Annotated in this window: 16 protein-coding genes and 2 pseudogenes; 12 read left to right on the top strand and 6 right to left on the bottom strand. The window is 67.3% G+C overall.

Going from position 1 to position 15,791, the window contains the following annotated elements:
- Nucleotides 1-77: 77 nt before the first annotated feature.
- From SMA5143A_RS40765 to SMA5143A_RS40745, 5 genes are read right to left on the bottom strand one after another with little or no spacing between them, the layout of a single operon-like run.
- Nucleotides 78-926: an SMP-30/gluconolactonase/LRE family protein gene (locus SMA5143A_RS40765; RefSeq protein WP_181362267.1), complete on the bottom strand. Its 849-nt coding sequence runs from the start codon at nt 924-926 to the stop codon at nt 78-80.
- The gene (locus SMA5143A_RS40760) at nt 923-1,966 is read right to left on the bottom strand and encodes an ABC transporter permease (RefSeq protein ID WP_107467838.1); all 1,044 of its coding nucleotides are present in this window, start codon (nt 1,964-1,966) and stop codon (nt 923-925) included. Before SMA5143A_RS40760 ends, SMA5143A_RS40765 begins: the two co-directional genes overlap by 4 nt.
- A complete protein-coding gene (locus SMA5143A_RS40755; RefSeq protein ID WP_181362266.1) occupies nt 1,963-2,934 on the bottom strand; it encodes an ABC transporter permease in 972 nt (323 codons plus the stop codon). The genes SMA5143A_RS40760 and SMA5143A_RS40755 overlap by 4 nt, the downstream gene beginning before the upstream one ends.
- A 5-nt stretch (nt 2,935-2,939) precedes the next feature.
- Nucleotides 2,940-4,433: a sugar ABC transporter ATP-binding protein gene (locus SMA5143A_RS40750; RefSeq protein WP_181362265.1), complete on the bottom strand. Its 1,494-nt coding sequence runs from the start codon at nt 4,431-4,433 to the stop codon at nt 2,940-2,942.
- A 38-nt stretch (nt 4,434-4,471) separates the two neighbouring features.
- A complete protein-coding gene (locus SMA5143A_RS40745) occupies nt 4,472-5,551 on the bottom strand; it encodes a sugar ABC transporter substrate-binding protein (RefSeq protein WP_107467835.1) in 1,080 nt (359 codons plus the stop codon).
- 164 nt (nt 5,552-5,715) lie between these two features.
- On the opposite strand from SMA5143A_RS40745, the gene SMA5143A_RS40740 reads away from it, so the two are divergent.
- From SMA5143A_RS40740 to SMA5143A_RS44435, 10 genes and pseudogenes are all read left to right on the top strand, one after another.
- A complete protein-coding gene (locus tag SMA5143A_RS40740) occupies nt 5,716-7,509 on the top strand; it encodes a helix-turn-helix domain-containing protein (protein ID WP_107467834.1) in 1,794 nt (597 codons plus the stop codon).
- A gap of 114 nt (nt 7,510-7,623) precedes the next feature.
- A pseudogene (locus tag SMA5143A_RS40735) lies at nt 7,624-8,019 on the top strand (transposase); the annotation flags it as partial.
- A gap of 623 nt (nt 8,020-8,642) precedes the next feature.
- Nucleotides 8,643-9,890 carry a type III PLP-dependent enzyme gene (locus tag SMA5143A_RS40730; protein WP_107467857.1) on the top strand — a complete coding sequence of 416 codons (1,248 nt, stop codon included), beginning with the start codon at nt 8,643-8,645 and terminating at the stop codon, nt 9,888-9,890.
- Entirely contained in the window at nt 9,887-10,264 is a 378-nt protein-coding gene (gene acpS, locus SMA5143A_RS40725) for a holo-ACP synthase (protein WP_258194030.1), read from the top strand. The genes SMA5143A_RS40730 and acpS overlap by 4 nt, the downstream gene beginning before the upstream one ends.
- Nucleotides 10,265-10,334: 70 nt before the next feature.
- The gene (locus SMA5143A_RS40720; protein WP_258194029.1) at nt 10,335-10,778 is read left to right on the top strand and encodes a hotdog fold domain-containing protein; all 444 of its coding nucleotides are present in this window, start codon (nt 10,335-10,337) and stop codon (nt 10,776-10,778) included.
- Entirely contained in the window at nt 10,778-12,277 is a 1,500-nt protein-coding gene (locus SMA5143A_RS40715) for a class I adenylate-forming enzyme family protein (protein ID WP_107467831.1), read from the top strand. The genes SMA5143A_RS40720 and SMA5143A_RS40715 overlap by 1 nt, the downstream gene beginning before the upstream one ends.
- Before the next feature lie 14 nt (nt 12,278-12,291).
- The gene (locus tag SMA5143A_RS40710; RefSeq protein ID WP_055713601.1) at nt 12,292-12,561 is read left to right on the top strand and encodes an acyl carrier protein; all 270 of its coding nucleotides are present in this window, start codon (nt 12,292-12,294) and stop codon (nt 12,559-12,561) included.
- A 99-nt stretch (nt 12,562-12,660) separates the two neighbouring features.
- Complete coding sequence (locus SMA5143A_RS40705) at nt 12,661-13,065, top strand: ectoine synthase (RefSeq protein WP_055713600.1); 405 nt, start codon at nt 12,661-12,663, stop codon at nt 13,063-13,065.
- A complete protein-coding gene (ectA, locus tag SMA5143A_RS40700; RefSeq protein WP_107467830.1) occupies nt 13,062-13,595 on the top strand; it encodes a diaminobutyrate acetyltransferase in 534 nt (177 codons plus the stop codon). The genes SMA5143A_RS40705 and ectA overlap by 4 nt, the downstream gene beginning before the upstream one ends.
- Nucleotides 13,595-14,074 (top strand): helix-turn-helix domain-containing protein, encoded by a 480-nt coding sequence (locus tag SMA5143A_RS44435; RefSeq protein WP_146194046.1) that lies wholly within the window; start codon nt 13,595-13,597, stop codon nt 14,072-14,074. The genes ectA and SMA5143A_RS44435 overlap by 1 nt, the downstream gene beginning before the upstream one ends.
- Here the strand turns inward: SMA5143A_RS44435 and SMA5143A_RS43365 are convergent.
- Entirely contained in the window at nt 13,966-14,193 is a 228-nt protein-coding gene (locus tag SMA5143A_RS43365) for a hypothetical protein (RefSeq protein ID WP_181362271.1), read from the bottom strand. The genes SMA5143A_RS44435 and SMA5143A_RS43365 overlap by 109 nt on opposite strands.
- A gap of 17 nt (nt 14,194-14,210) precedes the next feature.
- On the opposite strand from SMA5143A_RS43365, the gene SMA5143A_RS40690 reads away from it, so the two are divergent.
- A complete protein-coding gene (locus SMA5143A_RS40690; protein WP_107467829.1) occupies nt 14,211-15,521 on the top strand; it encodes an MFS transporter in 1,311 nt (436 codons plus the stop codon).
- Nucleotides 15,522-15,659: 138 nt separating this feature from the next.
- Nucleotides 15,660-15,734, top strand: a pseudogene (locus tag SMA5143A_RS40685) (telomere-protecting terminal protein Tpg); the annotation flags it as partial.
- Between the last annotated feature and the right edge of the window lie 57 nt (nt 15,735-15,791).

Below are 15,791 nucleotides of genomic sequence, written 5' to 3'. Positions count from 1 at the left end.
TCTCTTTCGGTCAACGGATACTCCCGAAACACGGCACGGATGGATGGGCACCTGGACGGTGATCAGAGATACGAGGGCTACTGTCGGCCGGGAACGTCGACGCGGACGGTCTCGATCCAGCCCTGCCGCTCCTCGGTGTCCCCGGGCTGCCAGCTGTTGGAGGTGAGCAGATAGAGGCCGCGCCCATCGGGGCCGCCGAGTACGCAGTCAGCCGCGCAACGGCCTGGCACGTCGACGATGTCGGTGACCTCGCCGCCGGCCAGGACACGGATGAAGCGACCGTTCGCGACGCACGAGACCCATACACCACCCTCGACATCGACGCACAGGCCGTCGGGTGTGGAGCCCGCAGGCAGCGGGGCCCACAAACGCTTCCCGCTCAACGCGCCGCCCTCGCCGATGTCGAAGGCAGTCAGACGCGCAGCCCAGGTCTCGGCCACTACGAGGGTCCTGGTGCCGGGAAGGATCACCGACCCGTTGGGGAAAACCATGTCGGAGTCCGCCAGGTACGCCTCCCCCGCTGGTGAGATCGCGAAGAGAGGGCCGTTCTCCTGCGGCGCGCCTGCGTACAGGTCGTAGCCGAAACCTCCGACGTATGCGGTGCCGGACTCGTCGACGACCATGTCGTTGATGGGTGCGTCCGTCATAGCGGACAGATCGGCGTAGACACGCTGACTGCCGTTCATGTCGTCCTTGAGTACGACGCGGCGCAGCATCGAGCTGATCAGCAGTGATCCGTCAGCCAGCCAGCCGAGGCCGGAGGGCTGGTCGTCGACGCGGGTGACGACTTCCGGCAGCTGGTCGCCGTCTGGATCGACACGGAAGATCTCTCCGGTGTGCATGTCGGAGAACCAGAGTCGGCCGTCATGCCAGCGGCCTCCTTCGGGGAAGCGGAAGCCCGTATAGAGCCGGGTGGGTGTGGTCACGATGCGGCCTTTCTCGAGTCGATCGCCCTGGCGAGGGCCGCTGAGCGGCGTGAGTGCAGCCTGACGGAGGATCGGGTCCAGACCCTGCGTAGACCCGGCGCTTCGACAGCGACGATGAGGAGCAGCAATGTGGCGTAGAAGAGCTGGGCCAGGTAGCTCGGCAGGCCGGCGGCGGTGACGATCTGGGCGAGCAGGGACACCGTCAATGCCCCGGCCAGGAGGCCGGCGACGCTGCCGCGTCCGCCGGCTAGTGAGACACCGCCGAGCAGCGCGCCGACGGCGGCAAGGATCAGCGGCTGGGTTCCAGGATCGGGGTTGGCCGCGCCCAGGCTGAAGTCGAGCAGGGCGCCGGAGGCCGCGGCAAGCACGCCCGAGGTGGCGAACAGGCCGATGAGCAGGCGGTCGGTGCGTACCCCGGAGGCCCGGCTGGCGCGGCGGTCCGATCCGATGGCGCGGATTTCTCGTCCCCAGCGTGAGCAGCCGAGAAACAAGCCGACGACCGCGAAGGCAGCGAGCACGAGCAGGCTTCGGGGCGAAAGGACCACGGCGATCTGCCTGTCGACCCACAGTGTCACCGAGATGTTGTCGTAGGTCTTGCTCAGCCCGCCGGAGATCGCCTTGGTCAGGCCCAGGAGTGCGATGTAGGTCCCCAGGGTGACCGGCATCGAGGGGATGTTGAAGCGGGCGACGATGGTGCCTTGGACAGCGCCGATCACTGTGCCGGCCGCGAGGGCGACAGCTATGCCGATGACCCAGTGAGCGCCACCGTACTGCACCGCGAGCATGCCCCCCAGGGCGTAGGTACCGACGAGCGAGAGGTCGAACTCTCCGGCGAACATCGTGAGCCCCAGGCCTAGCACCAGGGGGGCGAGGCGGGCGAAGAACTGCAGTGCGTTGAAGGTGTCGAAGGCCTGTAGCGGCTCGCCCGAGTAGAGGGGCAGTGCCAGGTAGGCCAGCAAGGCGATGCCCAGTGCACTGGTCGGCAGCAGGCGCTGAGGTCTGCTCAGGAAAGCCCTGACGAAACGGGTTTGGGACATCATCGGGTTCCTTTGCGGGACCGGAGGTGGACCACGACCACGATGGCGAGCACGATCAGTCCCTTGACCAGGACCTGTGCCCCGGTGCTGTAGCCGCGCAGCAGCAGGACGTCGGAGACGGCGGCGATCAGCACGGCTCCGCACAGTGTGCGAACTGCTGAGCCGCTTCCTCCGGCGATGGGGGTGCCGCCGACGAGGACGGCGGCGATCGCGTCGAACGTCAGGGTGCCTCCGAGGTTGACGTTTGCGGTGGTGTTGAAAGCGCCGCTGAAGGAGGCCGCTACCGCGAACAGGGCGCCGGCCAAAAGCCAGGCGATGGTGATGGTGCGTCCGACTGCGAGGCCGGCCGCAGTGGCCGCGCGCCGGTTCTCACCGGTGAGATAGAGGATCCTGCCGAAGCCTGATCGGCGGAGCAGGAGCTCGAGCAGGACGGTGAAGGCCACGAGTACGTAGACACTCAGCGCAACGCCGCCCGGCGTCGCATTGAGGTGGATGTAACCCGCGCCCTGAGGAGCAACCGAGGTTCCTCCGGTGACCCAGGTCGCCACGCCGACCAAAGCGAAGCCGGCGGCGATGCTCAGCACGACAGAGTTGGCCTCGCCGTACCCGACTGCCAGGCCTTGCAGCGCAGTGACGGCCGCGCCGACGGCGAGCGTGGCCAGCAGTGAGGGAACCAGCCCCCACGACTGGGTGGCCAGGAACACCATGGCGCACACCGAGGCGGTCTCGGAGATCGCGAGGGAGACCGACGTCCCGGCGATCACGATGAGGGTCAGCCCAAGAGCGGCGATGCCGACCAGGCTGGCTGAGGTGAAGACCGCGCGTAGGTTGTCGAAGGTGTAGAAGCGGTTGGTCGCCGCGCCAAGTGCCAGCAGGGCGACGAGAGCGAGGGCGGCGACAGCATCGCTCCAGGCGACCGCGCGCCGGGTCCCACCGCTGGCTGTGGCCGCGGTGTCCAGGGGTGTCTGCACAGTGTTCACCGGGCGCCTCCCACCTCGTGCACGGCGGTGCCGTGGGTCATCTCGAAGAGCAGCGCGTCCCCGGAGGCCACGCTGTCGTGCCGGGCGACGACCTCGCCCTTGTGGAACGTGACGACGACGTCGGCGAGCTCGACGAGCTCGTCGAGCTCGGTAGACGCGAACAGAACCGTCATCCCATCGGCCGCGGCTTGGCGGACGAGCCGGTGGATGGCCGCCCGCCCGCCCACGTCCACGCCGCGGGTGGGTTCGTCCAGGAGCAGCACCTTCACGTCCGGGCGTCCCAGCGCCCGTGCGACGAAGACCTTCTGCTGGTTGCCACCGCTGAGGTCACCGACCGCGACCCCCAGGCGCTCCTGCAGTCCGCAGGACGCTGCAAGGCGACGCTCACAGGTCCGCCACGCACGACTACGGACCAGGCCGGCTCGGGTGAAGGCCGGGATCCTCGTGGCCATGAGGTTCGTGCCGACCGGGCGTCGCAGGAACAGGCCTTCGGACTTGCGGTCGTTGGAGGCGAACGCGATGCCGCCACTCGATGCGGCAACGGGATCGCCGACGGTCATATACCGTCCTGTCACGCTGACGCGCCCGCGCATCGCCGGCTCGAGACCCGCTATGCCGCGCAACACCTCAGAAGCCCCTGAGCCCACTTGGCCTGCCAGGGCGTAGACAGTCCCGGCATGAGCGTCGAGGGACAGACTCTCGAACCGTCCGGGCACTGCAATCGCGTGGAGCTGCAGAGCCACCTCGCCGACGTTCGCCGGCCGCTTGAGACTGCTCTCCGACGTCTCGCCGAGGATGTGCCTGATCAGGCTCTGGACGGTGAGCTTCGCTGTGTCGGCCACGGTCACGACGCGGCCGTCGCGCATGACAGTCACCCGGTCGCACAGCTGGAGCACCTCGCCGAGCCTGTGGGAGACGAAGAGCACGGAGCTGCCGGTGGCGGCCACGCGGCGTACGGCGGCATAGACCCGCTCACTCTCGACATCGCTCAGCGTCGCGGTCGGTTCGTCGAGGATGACCACGCGGGCACGCTGGCCCACGGCCCTGGCGATCTCCACCAGTTGTCGCTCGCCGAGCCCCAGCGAACCGAGAGGCTGGTCGGGGTGCACGTGCGCGAGCCCCATCTCGTCGAGCATGTCGCGAGCGCGAGCTCGTTCCTGCCGAGGCCGGTGAACCCACCCGGCGCTGCGGTCGCCGAGAAAGAGGTTCTCGGCCACCGTCAGGGCCGGAACGACGCTGAGCTCCTGGTCGACCAGCGCGATGCCCGCCAGCTGAGCGCTGCCCCTGTTGCGCAGCTCGACGACCTCGCCTGCGATGCTGATGGTGCCGGCGTCAGGGCCCTCCTGTCCCGAGAGCATCTTGACGACCGTGCTCTTGCCTGCGCCGTTGTGCCCGCACAGGGCGTGGACCTCACCTGCCCGAAGCACGAGGTCGGCGCCGTGCACGGCCACCGTGTCGCCGTAGGTCTTGCGCAGGCCGGTGAGGCTCACCAGCGGAGGGCCGGCCGGGGAGTGGTAAGGCCGGGCGCTCATGCGTGGCTGCACTGCGTGGCGTACTGGTCGACGTTGGCGGCGGTGATCCGCTCCTCCTTGACGGTGCGCTTCCGCGGAGGGTTCTGGCCGCTGAGGTAGTCCAGGACGTAGGCCGCCGTCTGGTTCGCGATCGTGCCGGGATCCTCGGTCGCCGTGCCGTAGAGGGTGCCCTGCTTGATCGCCTCGATGCCGGCCTTGAAGCAGTTGCTGCTGGTGACGACCAGGCCGTTCTTCCCACCGACCTCGCAGCCCGCCTGCTGGGCCGAGGCGATGATCGGGAGTGCCATGTAGTCCGCCATACCGTAGGCAGCCTGGATCCCGCCGCAGCTGTGCTTCGCCAGCAGCTGGGTCGCGATCTGGCCCGAGAGCTTGGGGTCCCAGTTGCCGTCCTGGGTCTCGATCACCTTGTAGCCGGGAGCGGTCGCCATCTCGGCGTTGAAGCCCTTCATACGATCCTGGGTCACCAGCGAGGAAGCGGTGCCGGTGATGACGACCACGTTGCCGGACTTGCGCCCTTGTGCCTTCAGGCCTTCGATTATGTTCTCGGCAGCGGCCTTGCCGAGTGCGACGTTGTCGCTCACGACCTGAAGCACGTCACCGTCGACCTTCGGATCGGGGCGGCCGTCGAAGACCAGCACCGGCACACCGGCCTGCTTCGCCTTGGCGATCGGAACTGCCATCGACTTCGTGTCGAGCAGTGCGGTCACGATGAGGTCGGGCTTGTCCGCGATGGCCTGGTTGAAGTTTTGGACCGCTGTACCCGCGTCCATGGTGGTCAGGTCCTTGAGCTTGACGTCAGCGGCCTTGAGTCTCTTCTCAAAGACGCTGTTGAAGTACGCAGCCCACTGGTTGGTGTTGCCGTAGCCGATGAAGTGGACGGTCTTCCCCGCGGCGCTGCCGCCGTTCTTCGTGGTGCTGCCCGACGGTCCGGTGGCTGTGGGCGACGAGCTGGCGCAACCGGCGGCCAGTGCCGCCATGGCGACCAGGGATCCCGCCAGAGCGATCTTGTTGATCCGCTGGCGGCCGGTCGTTGTGAGGGTGGTCCCGTCTGTGGCCAGGCGCGTTTCAGGCTTCATGTGTCATGTCTCCTCATGGGCACCTCGGTGTGTCTTTCGCCATGCGTCACGTTAGGTACAGTTCTTTCAGTAGAAGAGGTATGAAAGATCCACTCCTGTGCGCCACGTGGTGCATGTTTCCCACACCACTAGTGACGGTGGTGTGACGGGAGGATGTGAGGGAGATGACGTCGACGGCGTCGCCCTTTCCCGCTGACGAGAACTCGCAGGCCTATCACCTCCGGCGCAAGCGTGAGCTCTCGTCGCTCTATGCGACCGCCAGGTCGCTGACTGCGCTGGGGGAGCTCGATGACGTGCTGCGGTCGATCGTGCGCCACGCTCACGGACTCATCGGCACCGACTTCACGTACCTGTCCCTGCTCGGCCCTGACAATGCGCTGTCAGTCCGCGCCTCGGAAGGCACCATCTCCGCTGACTTCCTTGCCGCCGGCATTCCTCCGGGCACTGGACTCGGAGGGCAGGTGATCGAGCGGTGCAAGCCGATCTGGGTCAGCAACTACCTCATAGCCGGCGAGCTCAACCACGACCACGACTTCGACGGGCTCGTCGCACGAGAAGGCATGGTCGCGCTGCTCGGGGTGCCCTTGCTCGTCCGCGGCCGGGCGGTCGGTGCCCTGTTCGCCGCCGACCGCTCGGAGAGGTTGTTCAGCTCGGAGGAGATTGCGCTCTTCAGCGCATTCGCAGATCACGCCGCGATCGCACTCGACAATGCCCGTCTGTACGACCAAAGCCGCACCGCCCTCGAGAAACTTCAGGCGGCCTACAGCGTCATCGAAGAGCACGTTGCCACAATCGAACGCTCGCAAGCCGTTCACGAGGCGCTCACCGAGGTCGTCCTCACCGGCGGTGGACCGAAGGACGTCGCCCGCCACCTGGCCGATCAGATGGGCGGAGCGGTGATCTTTCTGGGTCGCGACAACACGCTGTTGGCGAGCGCGGGCGTCGACCAGACGCTCCACGACAGCGACAGTCCGGCGTGGCCCGGGATCAGGCAAGCCCTCGAGGGCGCGCGTCGCACGGGACGCTGCGTGACTCAGCAGGACGCATCCGCCACGACGCACAGTGTCGCAGTCGTCCAGGCCGGAGACAGCTACCTCGGGGCCCTCGTGTGGAGTCAACCTTCCAGCCCGAGCCCGGCTGACCTGCGCATGCTCGAGAGAGCCACACACATCGTCGCTCTGATGATCCTCAAGGAGAACGCGGTCGCCGACGCGGCCGAGCGGCTCAGCGGTGAGCTGATGACAGAGCTGCTGGTCAACAGCCCTCATGTCAGCGCGGCGCAGCGGGCACGTACTCGCGCGCGCGGCATCGATGTCGACGCGCTCAACCTCCTCGTGGTCGCCGACTCCACGACGGCTGCCACCGTTGAGCTGTCACGCCAGCTCCATGCATACGCACAGAACCACGCGGGCCTGGCAGGTGAATACCTCGGCCGGGCCACGATGCTCCTCCATGCCGAGAACGCCGATGAGGCTGTCTCCGACGGGCACCGTGCCATACGCCGACAGCTCGACCGCGACGTCAACCTCATGGGCGAACACGTTCAGGGCCGCGACTGGGCCCGCGCATTCGCGACGGCGAGCCGGTGCCTCGACCTCGCACTCGCTCTGGGCAGGACGGACCACGGCGCCACAACAAGTGACTATGCGCTCTACTCGCTCCTCTTCGCGCCGGAGCGCATCAACGAACTGGACCGCTTCATCTCCGCCACCATAGGCCCCCTCCTCGCCTACGACGCCCAGCGCTCAACCGACCTCGTCACCACTGCTGTGACCTACTTCGCGAACCGTGGAAGCCTGGCTCAGACCGCACGGGCCCTCCAAGTCCATCTCAACACGCTGCTCAAGCGGCTGGACCGCATCGACCTCGTCCTCGGCGACGGCTGGCGAGGGCCGGAGGCGCTCGACACCCAACTCGCGCTCCGGATGCACCAGCTGCGCGTCTCCGTGGGTATCTAGACCGGTGTCCTGCGTGGTGAGGCGTCATTGTTCCGGGCGTGGGGCGTGGGGCGTGGGGCGTGGGGCTTGGGGCGGGGCACGTGGAGTTGGATTGTTCCGGAGGGGCTCTAGGAGATCGCGAAGCCGCTGATCCCGCCGTCGAGAGTGCGGCCGCAGGGCGGCGGCACGCAGGACACATCTGATGAGACGCTGTTCGCGGCCATCATCTACGTCCTGGTCAGAGACTGCGCCTGGCGCCGACTGCCACTCTGTCTCGGCACATCGAAATCGACGGCTCACCGCCGCTTCCTGATCTGGTCGCGCGGGCCGGTGTCTGGAGCCGCCTCCATGAGGCAGTGCTGCACCGGCTCGACGACGCCAGCCTCATTGATGTCACCCGCGTCGTCCTCGACACCGCCCACGTGAGGGCTAGAAAGGACGATGGTGGAGGATCACCAGACGAGACACGACCCCGGTCGCGGCCGGCACTTCAAGTCCCAGCGCCTACACGCCGACAAGGCCTACGACCGTGCTTTCCGCGGGGATGGTCCTTTCTCTGATGGCGGGACGATGTTGGCCGCCGTGCTCTGTCGGCGGGCCGAGGAGACAGCACTCCGCGCCCACTGCTTGGCCGGTCGTGGGCATCGCTGGTGGATGGCTGCGGCTGCGGAGGGCTGCGGGCATTCGGTGGGGTCGCGGAAGGGCGGCCCGGGCCCGGGTAGGCGCCTTGTCTTGGAGCGGAGCGCCCCTTGCTGCGCCCCTGCTCCGTTGACATGCGATGCCCATGCAAGAGGTGTGTACGCCTGGGTGATGTCGCGTCCTGAACCAGTTCCGATCACTTCTGGCCACACTTCGGCTTCACTCTGCGGCGGAGTTTGCCGCACATGCCTCTCTTGTCCCAATCGATCAATTTGCCGGGAGGGTGCGCATTCACTTGTGGTGTGAGTCGCACATGGAGGGCGAAGGTGCATACCGCAGGGAGTCCTGGGGATACGGGGGCGCTTTCTCATTCCACCGTCGGCGCGAGATGGCCGATTCCTTGATTGGCCGTGTGACGCCTTGTCGCTCCGTCCCCTACGGTTTTGGGACGGCAATCGAGGCGCGGGGAGGATCAGTTGCCAGAAAATCCGGTGAAACGCATACAAGGGCTCGCCATGGAGGAACTTGCGAACGAATTCGGAACCCCTCTGTTCGTATATGACGCTCAGGTCCTCGCGGGACAGTTACAGAAAATCTCCGAAGCCTTACCCGTCGGCGTGGACGTCTTCTACTCGCTGAAAGCGAATCCGAATATCAGCGTGTGTGGTTTTCTCGGCAGCCGGGGCGCGGGGGCGGAGGTCTCGTCGCACACGGAACTCCTCACCGCCCTCAGGGCGGGAGTGGACCCGGACGACATCATCTTCCTCGGGCCGGGCAAGAGCAGGGTCGACCTCGAGGCCTGTGTCTCGGCCGGTATTCATGCCGTGGTCTGTGAATCGCTCACTGAACTCCAACTCCTGGACGACGTGGCAGCTGCCCGGGGAGCGGGCCGGTTCCCTGCTGTGCTGCGGGTCAACCCGAGCTTCCTCAGCAAGGGGTCCGGGCTGTCGATGGGAGGCAAGCCGCGCCAGTTCGGCATCGACGAGCAGGAGGTCCGTGGAGCAGGGGCCCTGCTCCGCTCCCTGGAACACGTCGAGGTCAAGGGATTCCACGCATACATGGGAACCCGATTCCTTGACCACCAAGATGTCGTGGCGAACACACTCAACATCTTGGCGATGGCAGAAGACCTCGCCACGCGACTGGACATAGATCTCTCCGTCGTGGACTTCGGGGGAGGCCTCGGGGTGGCCTACTTCGAGAACGAGTCGGAGCTCGACACGACGGAACTCGGAAAGAGCTTGGAAGGCCCGGTGGGTGATTTCCGTGCGCGCCACCCGGGCTGCAGGCTCATCATGGAGCTCGGGCGATTCCTCACAGCCGATGCCGGCACCTATGTGACACGGGCCGTCTACGTGAAGGAATCGATGGGTGAATTGTTCGTCGTAGCAGACGGCGGCACCAATCACCACATGGCAGCAGTAGGGATCGGAAGCTTCGTGAAACGGAACTTCCCCATCGTCCACCTGGGACGCCCTGCCGCCCGCCCCACTCACACCTACACGGTCACCGGGCCGCTGTGCACGCCGAACGACACCATCGTGAAGAAGGCCAGGCTCCCCGAAGTCCGCCCCGGTGACCTGCTCGGGATCGAACGCTCCGGCGCCTACGGTCCCACCGCCTCGCCAGGACTGTTCCTCAGCCACGGCTATCCCGCCGAGGTTCTCGTGCACGACGGACACGCCACCCTGGTGCGAGAGCGGGACACACCCGAAGAGATGCTCTCCCGCCAGCATCTGGCGGTCTTCAAGGACGCCTCGTGACGCCCGGTGCACCCATGGGCGTAGGTCTGGACGTTCTCGAGCGCGACGAACTGGCTTGCCTGGTGAAGCGCCACTGGTTCCTGCGGTACTGCTACGCCCCGGAGGAGATCCAGCAGGCGCAGAACCTCGGACCCGAAAGGCGCCTGGAGTACCTCGCCGGACGCTTCGCCGCCAAAGAGGCCATCCTCAAAGCGCTGGGCAGGGGTCTGTTCCAAGGCATCGCGCCACGCAACATCCACATCAAGCGTGCTGACGACGGATCACCACGTGTCGAGCTGCGCGGCGAAGCCGCAGAGGCGGCGTCCGACCAGACGGTGCGTATCTCGATCACGCACAAGAGCAACGTGGTGGCCGCCGTGGCTCTCGTTTCCTAATCCGAACCAGCACGCCACCATCAGTGACGGAAGAAGGAATGACGCATCCATGACTTCTCCTGAGGGTGACATGAACGCTGTCACAGCGCAGCTGCGCATCAGGATCGGCCAGGAAGAAGCCCACTACGGCGGGGAACTCGTCGACGGCGCACGCCTTCTGCGTCTGTTCGGCGACCTCGTCACCGAAATCACCATCCGTACCGACGGTGACGAAGGGCTGCTCGCCGAGTACTCCGAGGTCCGCTTCACAGCCCCCGTCCGCCCCGGAGACTTCATCGAGGCCACCGCCCAGCTCGTGCGGAGCACCAAGCTGCGCCGCTTCGTAGCCCTGGAAGCCCGCAAGGTCATCGCCTCCTGCGACACGAGTCCCAGCGCGGCCCAGCCCCTGGCCGAACCCATCACGGTGTGCACGGCGAACGCGGTGACCGTCGTCCCCAAGCCGAAACGGTCCAGCCCACCTGACAGCAGCCGGCACCGAAGCGACAAGGACACTGTGCTGACAGGAGGACGGTAGTGCCCCAGCATCTGACCCTTCACTCCCTACTCGACGAGGCAGCCGCGGTCCACCAGGACCGGTGTGCCATCAGCACCGCCTCGGACTCGATCACCTACGAGAACCTGGCACAGGCCTCTCGCCGTGCCGCGCACCTGCTGCGCGCGCACGGTGTCCGGCGCGGCGACCGGGTCGTCATCTCCTCACCCGACGCGATCACCGTCGCCGTCACAGTCCACGCCGCCTCCCGAGCAGGCGCGATGTTCAGCGTGCTGCACGAGGACGTCCGGGACGACCCGCTCCAGCACGTGCTGCAGGACTGCGAACCCGCCGTGATCGTGACCGACGACCCCGGTGTCTCCGCCGTCGCGCAGGCACACGACGTACATGTCCTCACCTCTCAGGAACTGCGCCACGCCCCAGCCCCGAGGGAAGACCCACACCTGCCCGACCCTCCGCTCGCAGTCGACGGGGCATGCCTGATCTACACCTCGGGCACCACGTCACTGCCCAAGGCGGTGGTCAGCACCCACCAGCAGATACTCTTCGCCACCCAGGCCATCCAGGACTGTCTCGCCTACCGCGCCGACGACATCATCTACAGCCCTCTGCCACTGTCCTTCGACTACGGCCTGTACCAGATGTTCCTGACGTTCCTGGCCGGCGCGCAGTTGCGAGTAGGGCATGTCGCAGAAGCCGGCCCGCCCCTCCTGCGCGCCCTGCAGGACAGCAAGGCCACCGTGCTCGCCGCCGTGCCCTCCGTCTCCGACCGCCTGGCCTGGCTGGTACGCAGGGCGAAGAACAAGCCCGCCCTGCGCCTGCTGACCAACACCGGTGCCGCCCTGTCCGAGAAGACCATCGCCGACCTGCGCGAGGCGATACCCGCCGTGCGCGTACAGCTGATGTACGGGCTCACGGAATGCAAGCGGGCCACCATCATGCCGCCGGACGGAGACCTTCAGCGGCCCGGCTCCTCCGGAAAGGCGCTCCCCGGCACCGAGGTCTTCACCATTGACGACGACGGCGAGCGACTGCCGGCAGGAGAGGTCGGCCAGTTCGTCGTCCGCGGCCCCCACGTCATGGCCGGATACTGGCGGCGCCCTGAGATGACCGCCGAACGCTTCCACCGGCGTGACGGCCTCTTCCCGGAACTGCGCACCGGCGACTACGGCTGGATGGACGACGAAGGCTACCTCTACTTCTCAGGGCGCCGTGACGACCTCTACAAGGAACGCGGATTCCGGGTCAGCGCCACCGAAGTGGAGGCCGCAGCCCGCCGTGTCGAAGGCGTGGACTCGGCTGCCGTGCTGCCGCCCGGCCCGAAGACCGGAGGCACCGCGGTACTGGCCGCAGTGACCGAACTGGACGGACCCGAGGTACTGGCCCGCATGCAAGGCCTCATCGAGGACTACAAGATCCCACGCCGCTGCGTCCCGGTCCCGCACCTCCCCACCAACCACAACGGCAAAGTCGACCGACAGGCCCTGACCAGCCTCATCCACGACCCCGCAAACGCATGAAAGGAGCAGGCTCGATGAGCCTCAACCGCACAGACGTGACCACCGCCATGGAGACGGCCCTGAGTAACGTGCTGGACCGGCCGGTGACCGAACTCTCCGGACAGACCAGGCTCTTCGACGACCTTCACCTGGACTCCACCACGATGCTCGAGATGCTCATGGAGCTCGAGGACTCCCTGGGTCTGGAGGTGGACCCCGAAGAGCTCGAAGCCGACGACTTCGAGACCGTCGACACCTTCACCGACTTCGCCCTCGCCCACCTCGAGACACGCAACGCGGCCTGAACGACCCACCACACCGGCCAGCACAGGTCCGCAGCCAGGCCGCCGAGCCTGCCCGAGACGCCACGCACGCATCCGACACGAGCCCAAGGGAAGGCAACCGTGATCGTTCGCTCGTTCAAGGACATCGAAGGCACCGACAGGCATGTCAAGTCCCGCTCCGGAACATGGGAGAGCAAGCGCATCATCCTCGCGAAGGAAGGAGTCGGCTTCTCCCTGCACGAGACGACCGTCTACGCCGGCACGGAGACGACCATGTGGTACGCCAACCACATCGAGGCCGTCCTCTGCGTCGAAGGCGAGACCGAACTCACCAACGAGGAAACCGGCGAGAAGCATCTCATCACCCCCGGCACCATGTACCTGCTGAACGGACACGAGAAGCACACGCTGCGCCCCACCGTGGACTCCCGTTTCATCTGCGTGTTCAACCCCCCGGTCACCGGCCGCGAGGACCACGACGAGAACGGCGTCTACCCGCTGCTCACCGAGGAGGCCATTGCATGACCGCGCCGGCCTCCCTCTCCACCTCCAGCCGGGTCCGCCCCGAGTACCGGACGCCGCGCGTCGAGGACGCGCAGGCCATGTGGCAGATGGTGCACGAGTCGGACGAACTCGATGACAACAGTCCCTACTACTACGCGCTGTGGTGCCGCGACTTCGCCGAAACCTCCCTCGTGGCATCACTCGGCGCCGAGGTCGTCGGCTTCCTGACCGGCTACTTCCGCCCCAGCCAGCCCGACACCTATCTGGTGTGGCAGGAGGCCGTGAAGCCGCGCCACGGCATTCCGATGCTCGGAGTGCAGCTGTTCGAACGGGCCGCCGAGCGCGCGGTCGGCAATGGCGCCCGCTATATCGAGGCGAGTGTGTCGGCTGACAACAAGGCCATCATCATGGTGCTGAAGAAGTGCGCCAAGCGGTACCGGGCCCCCGTTCACACCGAGGTGCTCTTCCCGGCCTCGCTCTTCCCCGAGGAGCACCACGACGAGGTGCTCTACCGGATCGGGCCCATCGAGCAGGCTTCTGCACTCGCCTGATGGCCCGGCTGATGCGGTGTCACCGCGCGCGTGCCCTCACCGTGCTCCGCACAAGGTGTTGCGGTGAGCGCGCGGTGACACTCCCGGTGCCTCGCGGAAGTGCACGTCGGGAGACCGGTATGACGCCGATGCGGTGGCTCGGCGGGCAGCGTGCGCAGTACGCCCGTCGGCTGCTGGAACGCACGGGCGACCCCGTGGACCGCATCGCCGCCGCGGCCGGTTTCGGGACGGGAACCGCGGTGCGCCAGCAGCGGCACCACCGTGCCGCGGGCGACAGTGACGTCGACGCCGACGTCATGGTCACTGCGGTCATGTGCAGGCACAGGTCGATTCCCGCGGCAGCACCCGCGGACGTCAGCACCCGCGGACGTCAGCACCCTTCTGTCGTCGAACCGGTGCAGCTGGAAGCCAGGCGCGCTGTCGCCGGCTCTTCCGCGAGAGCCGCCTCGGCCAGCGGCCTCAGCCGGCCCTGCTGCTGAGGCCCGTGGTCCTCGACCGCGGCCGGCACGATCACCGTGTCCGCGTCGCGCAGGGCCAGCGGCCCCAACGGCACGTTGACCGTGAAGTCGGCGTCGGTCACCACCTTGCCCGGCTCCACCACCGAAGGATGAAGGCATGCACAACACCACCGGCCATCGCACCAACGCCGCCGGGCGCCGCGCCTGGTGGGTAGCCGCCGTCACCGCAGTGGCGATCATCGTCGCCGGCGCCTTCTCCACCATGCCAGGCATCCTGCAGGACCCCCTGCGCCAGGAGTTCCACTGGTCCCGCGGCTCCATCGGCCTGGCGGCCTCGGTCAACATGATCCTCTACGGGCTCACCGCGCCCTACGCCGCCGCCCTGATGGACCGTTTCGGCATCCGCCGGGTCGTCATCGCCGCGCTGGGAGCCGTCGCCGCCGGAGCACTGCTCACCACCACGATGGGCTCCGCCTGGCAGTTCACGCTCTTCTGGGGCTTTCTCGTCGGCCTGGGCACCGGATCGCTCTCGATGACCCTCGGCACCACCGTCACCAACCGCTGGTTCACCACCCGCCGCGGCCTGGTGACCGGCATCCTCTCCTCCGGCAGCGTCCTGGGCCAGATGGTTTTCCTGCCCGCCCTGTCCTGGACCATCGCCCACCACGACTGGCGACCCGCCCTCGTCAGCCTCGCCCTCGCCGCCCTGGCGGTCACCCCCCTGATCTGCCTCGTCCTGCGCGACCACCCCGCCGACGTCGGACAACGCCCCTACGGTAGCGACACCTTCATCCCGCGCCCCGCACCCGTTCCCGGAGCCGCCCGCCGCACCGTGACCGTCCTGCGCGACGCCGCCCGGACCGTCCCCTTCTGGCTGCTCGCCGGCGCATTCGCCATCTGCGGCGCGTCCACCAACGGCATCATGTGGACCCACTTCGCCCCAGCGGCCCACGACCACGGCATGCCCATCACCACCGCCTCGACACTGCTGGCACTCATCGGCGTCTTCAACGTGGCCGGCACCATCGCCTCCGGATGGTTCACCGACCGCATGGACGCCCGCCGACTCCTGGCCGCCTACTTCCTCCTGCGCGGCCTGCTCATGATCGGCCTGCCCCTGATCATGACCGCCACCGTCAACGCGCCCATGCTCACCTTCGTGGTCGTCTTCGGTCTCCTCGACCTGGCGACCGTGCCGCCGGTCATCGCCCTGTGCCGCACCTTCTACGGCGACGACAGCGCCATCGTCTTCGGCTGGACCAACGCGGCACACCAGATCGGTGCGGCCTCGGCCTCCTTCCTCGGCGGCGTGGCCCGCGACGCCTTCGGCAGCTACGACCCCGTCTGGTTCGCACTCGCGGCCCTGTGCGCGGCCGCCGCCATGCTGTCCCTGGTCATCCGCCTGCGCCCCACCGCCTCGACCGAGGCCGACAAGAAGACGTACGCATCTTCCGCCCCGGGGCGGTGACTGCCAACGTCGCCCCGCGCCCCCTGGCTGGCGCGACGACAGCCGGGACCGGGGGGGAACACTTCGTCCGACCCACCAACAACGTAGGACCGGCTGAGGCGGACCCGCCTCCCCACACGAACGAACTCGAGGTCATCCAGCAGAACCGGCTCCACCGCCCCTATCGGGTCGACGGACCAGGACCGCGTCCGGCACTTGACCGCCGCCCTGCCGCTGTGACCGCGCCGGAACTCCCGCTGGGCCGGGGCTCGTTCATCATTCGGATGTCGG

This window comes from Streptomyces sp. MA5143a, from assembly GCF_900290235.1.
Taxonomy (GTDB): Bacteria; Actinomycetota; Actinomycetes; order Streptomycetales; family Streptomycetaceae; genus Streptomyces.
This window is presented reverse-complemented; position numbering and strand designations above follow the sequence as displayed.

What these genes read in the sequence shown, in the direction of transcription:
- SMA5143A_RS40720 (WP_258194029.1), top strand. Translation starts at nt 10,335, where the DNA reads ATGAACGCTGTCACAGCGCAGCTGCGCATCAGGATCGGCCAGGAAGAA.
- SMA5143A_RS40710 (WP_055713601.1), top strand. Translation starts at nt 12,292, where the DNA reads ATGAGCCTCAACCGCACAGACGTGACCACCGCCATGGAGACGGCCCTG.
- SMA5143A_RS40730 (WP_107467857.1), top strand. Translation starts at nt 8,643, where the DNA reads ATGGAGGAACTTGCGAACGAATTCGGAACCCCTCTGTTCGTATATGAC.
- SMA5143A_RS44435 (WP_146194046.1), top strand. Translation starts at nt 13,595, where the DNA reads ATGGCCCGGCTGATGCGGTGTCACCGCGCGCGTGCCCTCACCGTGCTC.
- SMA5143A_RS40690 (WP_107467829.1), top strand. Translation starts at nt 14,211, where the DNA reads ATGCACAACACCACCGGCCATCGCACCAACGCCGCCGGGCGCCGCGCC.
- SMA5143A_RS40760 (WP_107467838.1), bottom strand. Translation starts at nt 1,966, where the DNA reads ATGATGTCCCAAACCCGTTTCGTCAGGGCTTTCCTGAGCAGACCTCAG.
- ectA (WP_107467830.1), top strand. Translation starts at nt 13,062, where the DNA reads ATGACCGCGCCGGCCTCCCTCTCCACCTCCAGCCGGGTCCGCCCCGAG.
- SMA5143A_RS40745 (WP_107467835.1), bottom strand. Translation starts at nt 5,551, where the DNA reads ATGAAGCCTGAAACGCGCCTGGCCACAGACGGGACCACCCTCACAACG.
- SMA5143A_RS40740 (WP_107467834.1), top strand. Translation starts at nt 5,716, where the DNA reads ATGACGTCGACGGCGTCGCCCTTTCCCGCTGACGAGAACTCGCAGGCC.